Here is a 14,142-nt window from a genome sequence, read left to right as displayed (position 1 = left end):
GTTATTTCTCCGATGAAGAACCGAAGGGGGAGGACCGCGTCGGCGGCACCGAGCGGGGAGATGTGGAGGCAGGGGGGGCAGTTGGTGTGTCGCCCCTGTCACCGAAAACTTCTCTCGCAATCGTGCCAATACCTCCGAGAGAGCCGATCAGCGCCGAGGCCTCCATCGGCATCAGAACGATTTTGGAATTCTTGGCCGTACCGATCTCGGCCAGAGCCTCGGTATATTTCTGGGCGACGAAATAGTTGATGGCATGGACATTACCGGCGGCGATAGCTTCCGACACCATTCGGGTCGCATTGGCTTCGGCTTCCGCCAGACGTTCACGGGCTTCGGCATCCCGGAATGCCGCCTCGCGCTGGCCTTCCGCTTCCAGAATGGCGGATTGTTTTGCACCTTCCGCCCGCAGAATCTGGGCGTTACGGGAGCCTTCAGCCTCCAGCACCTGCGCGCGTTTTTCGCGCTCGGCCTTCATCTGTCGCGCCATGGAGTCAACCAGATCCTTCGGCGGCGCGATGTCCTTGATCTCGATGCGGGTGACCTTGATGCCCCATGGTCCCACCGCCTCGTCCACCACGCGCAATAGGCGGTCGTTAATAGCATCGCGGTTCGACAGCAACTCATCGAGGTCCATCGAGCCCATCACCGAGCGGATGTTGGTCATGGTCAGGTTTTCGATCGCCATTTGTAGATTGGAAATCTGATAAGCGGCCTGTGCGGCATTGAGCACCTGATAGAAGGTGACGGCATCGGCGGAGACGCTGGCGTTGTCTCGGGTGATGACTTCCTGCGTCGGAATATGCAGCACCTGCTCCATCACGTTCATTTTCGAACCGATGCTTTCGAAGAACGGCACGATGAGGTTCAGGCCGGGTTCGAGTGTGCGGGTGTAACGCCCGAACCGTTCAACCGTGTAACGATGCCCCTGCGGCACGGTCTTGATGCCGGCAAACAGCACCAGAATAACCAGAACAACCGCCGCTATGACGACGATGTCGAAACCGCCCAATGCAATCATCACTTTTCCTCCAAAATCCGAACTATCAGGGTTTTACCCCATCATCGTTATGGCAAAATTACACCCAGCCTTGCAACTCCTGTCTTACAACCTTTTCGAGAACGGTCATGCCCTCGGTGCTGTCGTTCAGGCAGGGAATATGGGTGAATTTCTCACCGCCATTATGCAGGAAAATTTCTCCAGCTTCACCGGCAATTTCCTCCAGCGTCTCAAGACAATCCGATACGAAGCCGGGGTTCATGACGGCGATGCGCTTCATGCCCTCGGATGCCAGTTTCTCCACGGTCTTGTCGGTATAGGGCTGCAACCACTCTTCCGGCCCGAAACGTGACTGGAAGGTGATCATGAAATTCTTGTCGGTCCGGCCAAGAGCCTCCCGCAGCAGGCGTGCGGTTTTCTGGCAATGACAATAATAGGGATCGCCCTTTTTGAAGTATGATTGCGGAATGCCATGGAAGGAGGTGATCAGCATCTCCGGCTCCCAATCCAGCGTTGCCAGATGGTTTTTGACGGAGGCGGCAAGCGCCTCGATATAGGCCGGATCGTCGTGATAGGGCGGTACGGTGCGAATGGCGGGCTGCCAGCGCAGCTTCATCAGATGTTCGAATGCCTTGTCGTTCACCGTTGCCGTGGTCGATGCGGCATATTGCGGGTAAAGCGGGAAAAGCAGGATTTTTTCACAACCCTGTTCCTTCAGCGCGTCGATTTTCGAGGCGATGGAAGGCTGGCCGTACCGCATCGCCCAATCCACGACGACATTGGGCAGATCCTTCAACGCCTGCGCCATCAGTTCGCCCTGGCTGCGGGTGAAGGTGCGCAGGTAGCTTTCGTTGCGCTCGCGATTCCAGATCGCCTCATAGGCCTTGCCGACCTTCTGGGGGCGCTTGTTGAGAACGATGCCGTAAAGGATCGGATACCAGTAAAGGCGCGACCATTCGATCACGCGCTTGTCGCTCAAAAATTCCGCCAGATAACGGCGCATCGGCCAGTAGTCCGTACCATCTGGCGTGCCGAGATTGACGAGCAGGACGCCAACCTTGCCGAACGCGATGCGTGGATGGTCTACGGGGAGTGCGGATAGTTCTGTCGCCATGAATGACACCTGAAACTCGGACTGGTTGCGTGAGAACTTTTCCGTTTGAGATAGGGGCGGAAAGGCTCCATCTTTTATTTTATACACACCGGCGAGAACCGTGACGGGGTTTGCCGGAAATGCACGAGCTATACGCCCGTGACGTCAATTTGTTCACGTGTTCTAGACGAATTTTCTCAGGATTGAACCACCGGCAGACGTGATTTCCGGGGTTGAGCGGCAGGCAGGATACTTTTTGACAACTAACGGCCTGTAATTGCCTGTTTTTTATGGAAAAATAAGAAGCCGGCCCCCTTGACTGAGGGCCGGCTTCCGGTCTGCGGCAAATTGCCCTGTCTCTCGGCTTGCGGCTTATTGAGCCGGAAGTTCGAGTTCCTCGCCGATCTCGATATGGTTCGGCCGTTTCAGAGTGTTCGCCTTGGCAATTCTTGTCCAAAGCGCGCCGTCGCCATATTTTTCCGCCGCGATCTTCCAGAGCGAGTCGCCCTTTTCGACGACATACTTGACGGCAGCAGCCGCTGCTGCGGGTGCTGCGGATGCCGGTGCAGTGGCCGCAGGTGCCGGGGCCGGTGTGGCCGCAGGGGCAGGTGTGCTTGCCGCCGGCGCCGGTGCGGTTGCGGCGGGTGCAGGTGCTGCAGGTTTTGCCGGCGCAACGTAACCCGCCGGCGTCACTTCATTGATGCGGCCGTCCGTATAGGGCTTATAGGGGCTGTTGGCGGTGATAAACGCGGCGACAGCCTCTTCAAGGTTGGGGCCGAAATCATAGGCGTTGATCGCTTTTTCCGCAAAGACCTTGAAGCCGTCACCACCGGTGCGCACGTAGTTATTGGCCGCGACGATATAGGTCTTGGCCGGGTCGAGCGGCACGAAGGCCTCCCCTTCCTTGACGTCAACCGAAACGACACGGCTGCCAGCCGGCTTCGACCGGTCGAAGGAATATTTCATGCCGGAAACCTGCATGAAACGGCCCGCGCCGTCGTCGATCTGGCTGACGCCGTTTTCGAGGGCGGCGCGAATATCCTCGCCCTTCAGCTGGAAGGTGGCAACGGTGTTCTGGAACGGCAGGACCGTTAGAACTTCGCCCATGGAAACATCGCCGGCATCGATGGAGGAGCGCAGCCCGCCACTATTGGCGAAAGCGATGGTGACGCCCTGATCCTTGACGCGCGCAAGTGTAGCATCCGCCACCAGATTGCCCATAGAGCATTCCTTCACGCGGCAAACCTTGCGGTCTCCCTCGATCGGGCCTTCCGAGGAACCAACGACCTTGGTTTTTAGCGCCTCGATCGGAGCCTTCAGCTCATCGATGCGCTTGAGTGTCGCTTCGTCGGGCTTGAAGGAGGAATCGATCAGGATGGGATCGCCCTTGCTTTCCTTGACCACGCCGCTGTCGTCGAAGACGACTTTCAGGTCGCCGAGATACTTGCTGTATTGTCCGGCCTGAACGACCGGAACTTTGTAACCACCGGGATTGTCGACGAGGGTCGGATAAGGGCCTTCGGCCTTCTGGTCGGTGTTTGAAAGCAGCGTGTGCGAGTGGCCGCCGACCACAACGTCCACATCCGGGATCTTCGCGATGAATTCGAGGTCACGCGGATATCCGACATGGGTAAGGGCGATGATCTTGTCGACACCCTCCTGCTTCAGCTTCTGCACCTGTTCGCTGATTTTTACGACATCTTCGGCAATGGTGATATTGGGGCCGGGGGTGGCCAGTTCGGCCGTGTCATTGGCGACGGCGCCAACGATGCCGATTTTCTGGCCGCCGACCTCAAGCACGATGGACGGCTTGACGCGATCGCCGATTTTCGAGGCGGCGGTGGCTACCACATTGGCAGTCACAACCGGAAACTGGACCTTGTCGAGGAAGCCGGCAAGCCCGTCTTCGCTATCGTCGAATTCATGATTGCCGACGGTCATGGCGTCGAACTTCATGGCGTTCAGCATTTCGGCTTCAACGGTGCCCTTGTAGGTAGTGTAGAAAAGCGACCCCTGGAAATTATCGCCGGCATTGAGCAGGAGAACATTCTTGCCTTCAGCCTTCAGCGCATCACGGGTCTGGTTGATTGCGGTCAGAAGGCGTGCGGCACCGCCGAAGCACTCGTTTTTGCCTTCTTCTGCCGCCGAGCAGGTCGAATCGGATTTGTTGATCGATTCGATACGGGAGTGAAAATCGTTGATGTGGAGAATGTTGAGTTCGTAGTCGGCCAGTGCCGCTCCAGCCGAAAGCGTGATCGCCGAAACGCTCAGCATGCCAAGTCCCAAAATTTTCTTCATGGTCCCTCTCTCCTGTTCAAGGCGGAAGCCCGGGCCGGCCGATCATCATCCGACCGTGCTTCCATCATTTTTTAAGCTGAAAGTATGTCAGTCTTTCAAAACCGGATGTTTCCATTTAGCGGCAATTGCCGCAAGCGAAATTATGACAGGTGTGCGACAAACAAAAACGCACGCTGGAAGCGTGCGTTTCAGAAGATCATCCCATTGAAAAGTCGACGATATCAGCCCTGGCGGTTCAGCGAAAACTGGCTGTTGCTGTCTGTCGTGCAGTTCAATTGTGACGGCGAGACGAGGGCGCAGTTGACGCGCGACTGTGTGTTGCGCACCAGCGATGTCATGTTGATTTCGTAGAGCGTCGGCGAAATCGTCACATAGGTGCCCGAGGCCAGAAGCGTGTTGGTGTCGGTCGAACGGGTGGAGAAGGCGCCGTTCTGAAACGTCGATATGATGCCGTTGCGATCGATCCACCGGCCATCCACGGCTGGGCCGCGGGAAAGCGAAGGCGCCATCGAGGTCTGCTGCGAGGGACCTGGCGCGACGCATGAAGACACCGCGATGGCGGCTGAAAGCAAAGCAGCGCTTGTCTTGAAGTTCATGAGCCTGTTCTCCTGCGATTCGATGAAACTTTCCGTGTTTCGACCATGCCGTGAAGCGTTCCTTATTTCAAGGCAACGTTGTTTGCTCTTGCCGGTTCCTCACATCCCACATGAAAGCGGTGACGTGACAAATATGAGACGCCGCTTTCCTCACCGCACCAGAATATTGCGGAACTGCCATGGATCAGATGTGTCGATATTGTCGGGAAACAGGCCGGGGCGGCCGTCGAGCGGCGTCCAGTCCGTGTAGTGTCCTTCGACCGGGCCTAGATAGGGGCGCTGCACCTCCAGGCATCGGCGGTAATCTACTTCATCCGCTTCGACGATGCCGGCTTGCGGATTTTCAATGGCCCAGACCATTCCGGCCAGCACTGCGGAACTGACCTGCAGCCCGGTCGCATTCTGGCTGGGGGCAAGTGAACGCGCCTCCTGCAGGCTCAGCCGCGAGCCGTACCAATAGGCGTTTTTGTTGTGACCATAAAGCAGAACGCCCAGCTCGTCGGCGCCGTCGACCAGCTCATCTTCGCCCAGCACATGTTGTACCGGCTGGGGGATGCCGCCATTGCCGAAAAGTTCATGCAGGGAAAGAATGGCGTCGTTGCAGGGGTGATAGGCGTAATGGCAGGTCGGCCGATAGGTCACCTCGCCATCGTCATTGCGGACGGTGAAATAGTCGGAAATCGAGATCGCCTCATTGTGGGTGACCAGAAAGCCATATTGCGGTCCCTGTCCCGGACACCATGTCCGCACCCGCGTATTGGCCCCGGGTTGATCGAGATAGATCGCCGCCTTGCTGCCTTTCTTCTGTTTTTTTGCGTTTTTCGGCATCCAGTTTTCATGGGTGCCCCAGCCGAGTTCGGCGGGCTGGAACCCCTCGGCGATGAAACCTTCGACCGACCAGGTATTCCAGAAAGCGCCGAAGGGCTTGGGATCTTTCGCCCGCTGCGTATCGCGCTCGGCCACATGCACGCCCTTGACGCCGAGCTGTTTCATGAGCTTTGCCCATGCCTCCCGGTCATGCGGTTGCGGTTCTTCGATCTCGAGACCGGTATCCTTGGCGAGATTGATCAACGCCTGTTTCACGAACCAGGACACCATGCCGGGATTTGCCCCGCAGGTGGAAACGGCCGTCGTGCCGCCCGGCCTGCGCGCCTTTTCTTTCAGCATGGTTTCGCGAAGTGAATAATTGGTTCTGGAGGCATTGTCGGCATCGGCATCGAAATAAAAGCCCGGCCATGGCTCAACTACGGTGTCGATGTAGAGCATGCCGTGTTTGCGACAAAGCCGCATCAGATCGACGGAGGCGGCATCGACCGAAAGATTGACGCAGAAGCCCTGACCCTGAACGCCCTTGAGCAGCGGCTTCAGAACCTCCTTGTAATTCTCCTTGGTCAGATGCGTGCGGATATGCTGAATGTTCCTCTCGGCCAGAAATGCGGCGATATCCTCGCGCGGATCGATAACGACGAGCCGGGTCTTGTCAAAATTGAAATGACGTTCGATCAACGGAAGAGTACCGCGCCCAATGGAGCCGAAGCCGATCATGATGATGGGGCCGTCAATATCGCCGTAAATCGGATGGTTTGCGTCCGTCATTCGTCAATTTTCCTTTTTCAGCCAATAAGTAAGCTAGATCATAAAAGCGTGCCACAATAAAGGGCAGGTGGATGACGGACATATGACGGTCAGGGTGAAAGCAGGCAGACGGACGCATTCTGCCCCTTCGCATTTTAGAGACTGCGTTTATAATCGAATTCTTCTTTTCGTGCGTAAGGTCATGTGCTGGGGGCTTTGGCCGGATGACGACGAGAGTTTTTGCCATCACAGGAGAATTGCCTGTTGAACAGTTTCATCGAGCGTGTCGCAGCGCTTCAAAGTGCCACCCCCGTTCTGATTGCCCTTTACGATTCCGAAGACCGGCTGCGGCATGCCAACCCGTCGTTTCTGGAGAGCTTTCAAATTACCCCGGAAGAATTTCCGACCTGGGCGGATATCATGCGGCTGAACCATCGCCTGCAAACCGGTGTCGTCGTTCGACACAGGGATTTCGAGGGCTGGCTTCTGTCGGCGCAGTCCCGGCGCGGCAAGCTGCCATATCGCGCCTTTGAGATGGACATGTATGACGGCCGCTGGTTCTGGATGACGGAGACGGTGCAGCAGGATGGCTGGATGCTGTGCGTCGCAAGCGATGTCACCGAATTGCGTCAGGGTTACCGAACGCTGCGACAGGACCGGGATCTGGCCGTGCGCGCCTCGCAGACGGATGAACTGACGGGAACGGCGAACCGCCGTTTCGTTTTCGCCAAGCTGGCTTTGCAGGTGGAACGGGTCGGCAAGGGGCTTGAAGCACCGTTTTGTCTTTGCACGCTGGATATCGATTTTTTCAAGCAGATCAATGATCGTTTCGGCCATAAATGTGGAGATGCGGTGCTGCGCGATTTTGTCGGCATCGCCCATTCCGTCATTCGCCGGGTGGATTGTTTCGGCAGGATCGGCGGTGAGGAATTCATGCTCGTCCTGCCGCGCAGCACGGTTGCCGAAGGCCGGGAGATCGTCGAGCGCCTGCTGCAAAGGGTGCGGCTTTCAAGGCCTCTGGCCGAATTTCCGGATTTCTCTTACAGCTGCTCGGCCGGCATGACGGCCTATCGGATGGCGGAAAGCGCCGATGATGTTTTCATGCGCGCCGATCAGGCTCTTTATGCAGCCAAGGAAAAAGGCCGCGACCGGCTTCTGGCGGTGACTGTTTAAATCAACTCAGCCGCAATAAGCCCATGCAGCGAATTACCGACGAACAGCCGCCGCCCGGCGATATCATCCGGTTTCAGCGCCTGCCCGCGCGCCTTGCGTTCACGGATCAGGTCGGCACGCAGCACGCCCGGCAGGATACCGCTGTCGAGCGGTGGTGTGAGCAACTGCCCATCCGGCATTTCGACGAAAATGCTGGTCGATGATCCCTCGCACAACTCGCCGCGTTCATTGAGCAGGAGAACTTCATCCGCCTCCTCCGCTGAAAACTCGGCGCGAGCGGCATCATAAGGTTCGCGACGTGACGACTTGTGACGATAGAAGGTATCCGTGGAATCGAGCGTGGTTTTTGTCGCGATACGAACGCGCCAGATCGCATTTGTTTCTATGGGACTAAAATTGGCCGTCTCGATATCGAGTTCGCCCTTGTAGTTCATCACCAGCCTGACGCAGAGCGGGTTTTCGCCGCCCACCGTCTTTTCCAGCGCCTCAACCGCATTGGCCGGCGCACGAAAACCGAGCGCATCGGCCGAACGCAGCAGCCGGCGCATATGCTGGTCGATGCGCTGAAAGCCCGATTGCGGCTCCCAGCGCAGGGTTTCCCTCAAGGTCAGATCGGCGGGTTTGCGTTTCATTGCCTGTGCTCGTCGCCTGTCATCATGGTCGGTTTCTGCGCCGGCACTATCAACCGGCAAAGCTTATCCGAAATAGGATAGCCTTGCCGGCTGGCGAGGTTAAGCCTGTTTATTGTCCAGCGCTTCCAGCTCGTCGATCAGCCCTTCGATCATCGAAAGCCCCTTGTCCCAGAAGGAGGGATCGGTGGCATCAAGGCCGAAGGGTTTTAGAAGCTCCGAATGGTGTTTGGTGCCGCCGGCTTTCAGAAGCTCGAAATATTTCTCCTGAAAGCCCGTCTCGGCCTTCTGGTAAACCGCATAAAGCGAGTTCACCAGGCAATCGCCGAAGGCATAGGCATAGACGTAGAAGGGCGAATGGATGAAATGGGGGATATAGGTCCACCATGTCTCGTAGCCCTCGGAAATGCGGATCGCCGGTCCGAGGCTTTCGGCCTGAATGGACAGCCACAATTCGCCGATCTGGTCGGAAGTCAGTTCACCGTCCTTGCGGGCGGTGTGCAGCTTGCGCTCGAATTCGTAGAAAGCGATCTGGCGCACGACCGTGTTGATCATGTCCTCGACCTTGCGGGCGAGCATGGCCTTGCGTTCGCGGATGTCTTTCGTGTCGTCGAGCAATTTGCGGAAGGTCAGCATTTCACCGAAAACGGAGGCGGTTTCGGCAAGCGTCAGCGGTGTTGCGCACATCAAGGCGCCCTGCTGACCGGCCAGTACCTGATGCACGCCATGGCCAAGCTCATGGGCAAGCGTCATCACGTCGCGCGGTTTGCCGAGATAGTTGACGAGCACGTAAGGGTGGGCCGAAGGCACGGTCGGATGCGCGAATGCGCCCGGCGCCTTGCCTGGCCGGGCCGGGGCGTCGATCCATTCTTCGTCGAAGAAACGGCGGGCGATATCGGCCATTTCCGGGGCGAAATTGCCATAGGCGGAAAGCACCGTGTCCTTCGCCTCATCCCATGGAATGATCGTGTTCGATGTATCGGGAAGCGGCGCGTTGCGGTCCCAGTAATTCATCTGCTCCATGCCGAGCCACTTTGCCTTCATGGCGTAATAGCGATGCGAAAGGCGCGGGTAAGCCTTCTTTACGGCGGCGGCCAATGCATCGACCACTTCACGCTCGACGCGGTTGGCCAGATGGCGGCTATCGGCAATGTCCTCGAACTTGCGCCAGCGGTCGGAAATGTCCTTGTCCTTGGCAAGCGTGTTGGTGATGAGGGTGAAGACCCGCAGATTATCCTTGAAGGTGGCGCTCAATGCTTCCGCCGCCTTTTTCCGGGTTTCTGGCTCCGGCTCCTGCAGCATGTTGAGCGTCACTTCCAGCGGAAGGCTCGCGCCGTCAATGTCGAAACGCAGATCGGCCATCGTTTCGTCGAACAGGCGGTTGAAGGCTGAGGCACTTGTCATCGATTTTTCGAGGAACAGCTGCTCCAGCTGGTCGTCAAGCTGATGCGGCTTGTCCTTGCGCAAATCCACCAGCCAAGGCCGGTAGTGTCCCGCTGCGGCGTCGTTCACCATGCATGCGTCCATCGTCGCATCGTCGATGCGGTTGAGTTCAAGCGTGAAGAACAGGAGATGTGCGGAAATATCCGTCAACTTCGCCTGTGCATCTCCGTATAATTTGCCGTTCGCCGGGTTCGAGGTGTCAGAAAAATAGGTCAGCCCGGCAAAGGAGCCGATGCGGCCGATAAGATCGTCCAGCGCCTCATATTCCTTCAGCGCTGCGCCAACGCCCTTGTCGCCGGTGACCTTTGCAGCTGCCTCAAGCTTGCCCTTCCACTTGCCTTCAAAAGCGGTCGCCATTGCCGCCGCCTTTTCGATGTCGCCCTTATATTCCGGTGAATCACCCGATGGGTAGAGATCCGCGAGCTTCCAGCCGGGCAGGTCGCCAAGCACGGGACCGGAGGTTTCGGCAAGGGAGAATACGGGCGGCGGGGTGAGGCGATTGAGGGTCATCGAACGCGTCCTTCTGATTATGCTTGCGAAGCATATGGAGCCTTTGTTTCCCGCAGCAATGGATAAAATGCAAGCAAATCTCAAAACTGGATGTTCAAGTCTCCCGTGCCAGAGTGCGCCACAAGGGACCGCATGACGCAGGTCCATAAACCGGAAACCGGAGCCAAAAATGACCGCGCATGTTCTCGTGATAGACGATGATCCCGTCCAGCGCCGCCTGCTCAAAAATGCGGTGGAACGTTATGGGCATCTGGCCTTGCTTGCCGAAAACGGCAGGGCGGGGCTGGAGCTGCTCAAGCAATATAGCGGCGAGATCAATGTTATCGTCCTCGACCTCATGATGCCGGAAATGGACGGTCTTTCTTTTCTGAAAGCCGTTGGTGAACTCGGCACCGATGTTCCCGTCATCGTTCAGACGGGGCAGGGCGGCATCGATACCGTCGTGCAGGCCATGCGCGCCGGCGCTTTCGATTTCGTCGTCAAGCCGGTTTCGCCGGAAAGGATCGGCGCGGCCATCTCCAATGCCCTCAAGCTGGACAGGAGAGAGGCAAAGGCCCGCACGGGCAGGCGTGGACGGAGCAATGCAGTGAATTTTACCGATATCGTTTCCGCCAGCCCGGCAATGCTGAGGGTCATAGAGCTGGCGCAGCGCGCCGCCCAGTCCAGCATTCCCGTGGTGCTGGAAGGCGAATCCGGTGTCGGCAAGGAAATGGTTGCTCGCGCTATCCAGTCGGCCGGCGACAGGGCGAACAAGCCGTTCATCACCGTCAATTGCGGCGCCATCCCGCATAATCTGGTGGAAAGCATCCTCTTCGGCCACGAGAAGGGCGCTTTTACCGGTGCTACGGAAAAACACATCGGTAAATTCATGGAAGCGGATGGCGGCACGCTGTTCCTCGATGAAATCGGCGACCTGCCGCTGGACGTGCAGGTCAAGCTGTTGCGCGCGGTTCAGCAGGGCGAAATCGAAACCGTCGGCTCCGCACGGGTGCAGAAGGTCAATGTCCGGCTGATTTCCGCCACCAACAAGAACCTGATCGAAGAGGTGAAGGAAGGCCGTTTCCGCGAAGACCTTTATTACCGCCTCAACGTTTTCCCGATCACCATCCCGGCGCTGCGTCGCCGTAAAGAAGACATCCCGCATCTGGCGCGGGTTTTTGCCGAGCGTTTTTCGGCCGAACAGAAATTGCCCAATCCCGTCGGCCTTGATGCCAGCGCGCTTGCGCTTCTGACGGCCTATGACTGGCCGGGCAATATTCGTCAGCTTGAAAACGCGGTCTTCCGCGCCGTTGTGCTGTCGCAGGGCGAGGACCTGGCGGATACCGATTTTCCGCAGATCGCGTTGCAGCTGCCGGAATTCGCAGCGATGGACGATGCGGGCGATTCCATCCGCTCGCCGTCCGGATCGTCGCTGAAGCTGGCTGCCTATTCGCCGCCGCCGCTCGCCGAAAGCCACGCTGTTGTGGAAGAAGCATCGGATGTTTCCACCACCATCTACCGGGGCGGAAATCTGATCTCGAGCATGGATGAGGCGGGCAATATTCGAAAGCTGGCCGAGATCGAAGAGGAGCTTATCCGCTTCGCGCTGCGTTTCTATCGCGGGCAGATGAGCCAGGTCGCCAGGAAACTCGGCATTGGCCGTTCGACGCTTTATCGAAAACTGAAGGATTACGGCATTGATCCCGACGATCCGCTTCGAGATGCCGCATGAAGTCGCAAATGGCGCATTGCCCGGCAGATCGTGAAATTCGTTAACTTCTGAGCAAGGATATCCGCTTACCGTCTATAAACCTCTTGTTAGTGGCTGATTCACTATATAGAGGAAGGTTGCATCTGTGTGGCAATTTTGCCATCGTGTCACCGTATTTGACGTTCATTTGAGGCAATGTGACAGAAATTGTCTTCCAGGCGGGGATCGAATTGCCATATCTGCATCGGAATAACGCGCTTTCGACAAAGATTGCGCGCGGCTTGATCAAGGATATATGCACGAAGCTGTCGGCACGCGCTGTCACCTTTGCCTGCCTGATGCTCGCCGCCATGCCTTTCGTAGGTGTTTCGGCGACGGAAGCCGCCGCCGAAACGCGCAGCCTCAAACTGTATTATATCCATACACGCGAGAAGGCGGTCATCACCTTTAAGCGCAATGGAAAATACGACCAGAAGGGCCTGCAGGAGCTGAACCGCTTCCTGCGTGACTGGCGTCGCAACCAGCCCACGCGCATGGACCCGCGCCTTTTCGATCTTGTCTGGGAAGTTTATCGCCGCAGCGGCGCGACCGATTATATCAATGTCGTCTCGGCCTTCCGTTCGCCGGAGACCAACGGCCTCTTGCGTTCGCGCACCAAGGGTGTCGCGGAAAAAAGCCAGCACATGCTCGGCAAGGCCATGGATTTTTACATTCCCGGTGTGAAGCTTGCCACCCTGCGTGAAGTAGGCATGCAGATGCAGATCGGCGGCGTCGGCTTTTATCCGAGTTCCGGTTCTCCCTTCGTGCACATGGATGTCGGCGGCGTTCGCGCCTGGCCACGCATGAGCCGCCAGGAACTCGTGCGTATTTTCCCGAAAGGCAATACGCTGCACGTTCCGTCCGATGGCAAGCCGCTTCCCGGTTATGAGCAGGCGCTGGCGGATTACAAGAAGCGCGTCAGCTCCTCCTCCGTTCAGGTTGCGTCCAGCGCCGGTTCCGGTCCCGCTTCCTCTGGTGGCGGTGGCAAGCGCAAGACGCTGTTGCAGGCGCTGTTTGGCGGTGGTGGTGATGAGGATGAAGATCCCGATAGCATCGCAGCGCCGGAGCCCGCAGAACGCCCGGCGGTCGCACGGCCGGCTGCTCCGCAGCAGCAAGCAGCGCCTGAGCCAGAACCGACGATTGCGGTGGCTTCCGCCCAAGCTCTTCCGGGCGTGAACGATGCGCCGCTGCCGACGGCTCGTCCAGCTTTCGGCAACCAGCCGCCGGCTAATACCGGCTTGGCGACGGCACTTTATTCTCCAGCCCGTAATGCCGCACAGGACGCCTTGCAGGCTGCAACGACGCCGACCCCGGCATCTGCTCCGGCCGAACGCCAGCAATTTGCCGATCTGGCTGAAGTCTCCGTGCCAGTACCCACACTTCTCGGGCCGCGTGGCATGAGAGGCGATGCGGAAGGATCAGTTCTGACGGCTTCCGCCGATGGTGCGACCCCTGCGGCGACCGGTGAGCTTGCCTCCATTCCGGTTCCCGCCAATCGCCCGGCCGTGGCTGAAGCTCTTCTCGCTGCCGCCAATGCTGATCAGGAAGGCGAAGACGATCTCGCCGAGGCGCAGCAGGATACGCTTTCGCCGACGGTGGTTGCGGCGCTTGAACAGAGCGGCCAGGCCGCCCGTTCACAGGTTCAGTCCGCTGCCATGCCGACGGCCGCGCAATTCCCGGCCGCCGTCAACCACAAGGTTACGGTCGCGCCTGCTGAAACCGCAAAGGCCGCTCCACAGGAAGGTTTCGGTGACGCCTTTGATCTGAAGCCCGCCGTCAATGGTGGCCTTACTGCTGGTTTGCCAACCAAAGGCTCGCGTCCGAGCAGGCAGGATGCGGCCGTTTCCCATCAGGCCATGGTCGGTGGTGGTCGCCTGACGCAGGATTCGATCTCTGACTGGGCGCTCAACCAGAACAAGGGTACGACCGGACGCTCGGTAAAGGCGCCGCGTGTTGTCGCCAACCGCATGCTCAGCCACGACATGTCGGCTTCGGCCACCTCGGCAAGCTTCAAGCCGGGCGCGGCGGCAATCGAGTCCAGCCGCTTCAGCACACCGGTGAAGATGCACTGAGCCCCTGCTTTTGTAATCGGCCACAAG

At 58.2% G+C, this 14,142-nt stretch carries 10 protein-coding genes; 3 read left to right on the top strand and 7 right to left on the bottom strand.

Translation table 11 applies throughout. The features are described 5' to 3' along the window. Position 1: 1 nt before the first annotated feature. From FCH38_RS11875 to FCH38_RS11855, 5 genes are all read right to left on the bottom strand, one after another. A complete protein-coding gene (locus FCH38_RS11875) occupies positions 2-1,018 on the bottom strand; it encodes an SPFH domain-containing protein (protein ID WP_174374020.1) in 1,017 nt (338 codons plus the stop codon). Positions 1,019-1,076: 58 nt separating this feature from the next. After that, positions 1,077-2,111: a ferrochelatase gene (gene hemH / locus FCH38_RS11870; protein WP_174373881.1), complete on the bottom strand. Its 1,035-nt coding sequence runs from the start codon at positions 2,109-2,111 to the stop codon at positions 1,077-1,079. A 351-nt stretch (positions 2,112-2,462) separates the two neighbouring features. After that, positions 2,463-4,388: a 5'-nucleotidase C-terminal domain-containing protein gene (locus tag FCH38_RS11865; RefSeq protein WP_174373880.1), complete on the bottom strand. Its 1,926-nt coding sequence runs from the start codon at positions 4,386-4,388 to the stop codon at positions 2,463-2,465. Positions 4,389-4,609: 221 nt separating this feature from the next. Next, the gene (omp10, locus tag FCH38_RS11860) at positions 4,610-4,984 is read right to left on the bottom strand and encodes an outer membrane lipoprotein Omp10 (RefSeq protein WP_153514403.1); all 375 of its coding nucleotides are present in this window, start codon (positions 4,982-4,984) and stop codon (positions 4,610-4,612) included. Positions 4,985-5,134: 150 nt separating this feature from the next. After that, the gene (locus tag FCH38_RS11855) at positions 5,135-6,580 is read right to left on the bottom strand and encodes a homospermidine synthase (protein ID WP_149899536.1); all 1,446 of its coding nucleotides are present in this window, start codon (positions 6,578-6,580) and stop codon (positions 5,135-5,137) included. Positions 6,581-6,823: 243 nt separating this feature from the next. Here FCH38_RS11855 and FCH38_RS11850 point away from each other — a divergent pair, with 243 nt between their 5' ends. Continuing rightward, the gene (locus tag FCH38_RS11850) at positions 6,824-7,732 is read left to right on the top strand and encodes a diguanylate cyclase domain-containing protein (RefSeq protein WP_174373879.1); all 909 of its coding nucleotides are present in this window, start codon (positions 6,824-6,826) and stop codon (positions 7,730-7,732) included. On the opposite strand, the gene FCH38_RS11845 is transcribed toward FCH38_RS11850, so the two are convergent. Together FCH38_RS11845 and FCH38_RS11840 are read right to left on the bottom strand one after the other, a co-directional pair. Next, positions 7,729-8,364 (bottom strand): aminotransferase class IV family protein, encoded by a 636-nt coding sequence (locus tag FCH38_RS11845; RefSeq protein ID WP_174373878.1) that lies wholly within the window; start codon positions 8,362-8,364, stop codon positions 7,729-7,731. The two genes, FCH38_RS11850 and FCH38_RS11845, sit on opposite strands and share 4 nt — an antisense overlap. Positions 8,365-8,463: 99 nt before the next feature. Next, positions 8,464-10,314, bottom strand: coding sequence for a M3 family oligoendopeptidase (locus tag FCH38_RS11840; RefSeq protein ID WP_174373877.1), 1,851 nt, complete (start codon positions 10,312-10,314; stop codon positions 8,464-8,466). A 169-nt stretch (positions 10,315-10,483) separates the two neighbouring features. On the opposite strand from FCH38_RS11840, the gene FCH38_RS11835 reads away from it, so the two are divergent. Together FCH38_RS11835 and FCH38_RS11830 are read left to right on the top strand one after the other, a co-directional pair. Then, positions 10,484-12,025: a sigma-54-dependent transcriptional regulator gene (locus FCH38_RS11835; protein ID WP_149899532.1), complete on the top strand. Its 1,542-nt coding sequence runs from the start codon at positions 10,484-10,486 to the stop codon at positions 12,023-12,025. A 176-nt stretch (positions 12,026-12,201) separates the two neighbouring features. Further along, a complete protein-coding gene (locus FCH38_RS11830) occupies positions 12,202-14,115 on the top strand; it encodes a DUF882 domain-containing protein (RefSeq protein WP_174373876.1) in 1,914 nt (637 codons plus the stop codon). Positions 14,116-14,142: the final 27 nt, after the last annotated feature.

Source organism: Agrobacterium tumefaciens, assembly GCF_013337285.1.
GTDB classification, from domain to species: domain Bacteria; phylum Pseudomonadota; class Alphaproteobacteria; order Rhizobiales; family Rhizobiaceae; genus Agrobacterium; species Agrobacterium burrii.
This window is presented reverse-complemented; position numbering and strand designations above follow the sequence as displayed.

Bases quoted from the DNA above. Each gene is read 5' to 3' on its own strand.
- FCH38_RS11875 (WP_174374020.1), bottom strand. From the start codon at position 1,018: ATGATTGCATTGGGCGGTTTCGACATCGTCGTCATAGCGGCGGTTGTT.
- hemH (WP_174373881.1), bottom strand. From the start codon at position 2,111: ATGGCGACAGAACTATCCGCACTCCCCGTAGACCATCCACGCATCGCG.
- FCH38_RS11865 (WP_174373880.1), bottom strand. From the start codon at position 4,388: ATGAAGAAAATTTTGGGACTTGGCATGCTGAGCGTTTCGGCGATCACG.
- omp10 (WP_153514403.1), bottom strand. From the start codon at position 4,984: ATGAACTTCAAGACAAGCGCTGCTTTGCTTTCAGCCGCCATCGCGGTG.
- FCH38_RS11855 (WP_149899536.1), bottom strand. From the start codon at position 6,580: ATGACGGACGCAAACCATCCGATTTACGGCGATATTGACGGCCCCATC.
- FCH38_RS11845 (WP_174373878.1), bottom strand. From the start codon at position 8,364: ATGAAACGCAAACCCGCCGATCTGACCTTGAGGGAAACCCTGCGCTGG.
- FCH38_RS11840 (WP_174373877.1), bottom strand. From the start codon at position 10,314: ATGACCCTCAATCGCCTCACCCCGCCGCCCGTATTCTCCCTTGCCGAA.
- FCH38_RS11835 (WP_149899532.1), top strand. From the start codon at position 10,484: ATGACCGCGCATGTTCTCGTGATAGACGATGATCCCGTCCAGCGCCGC.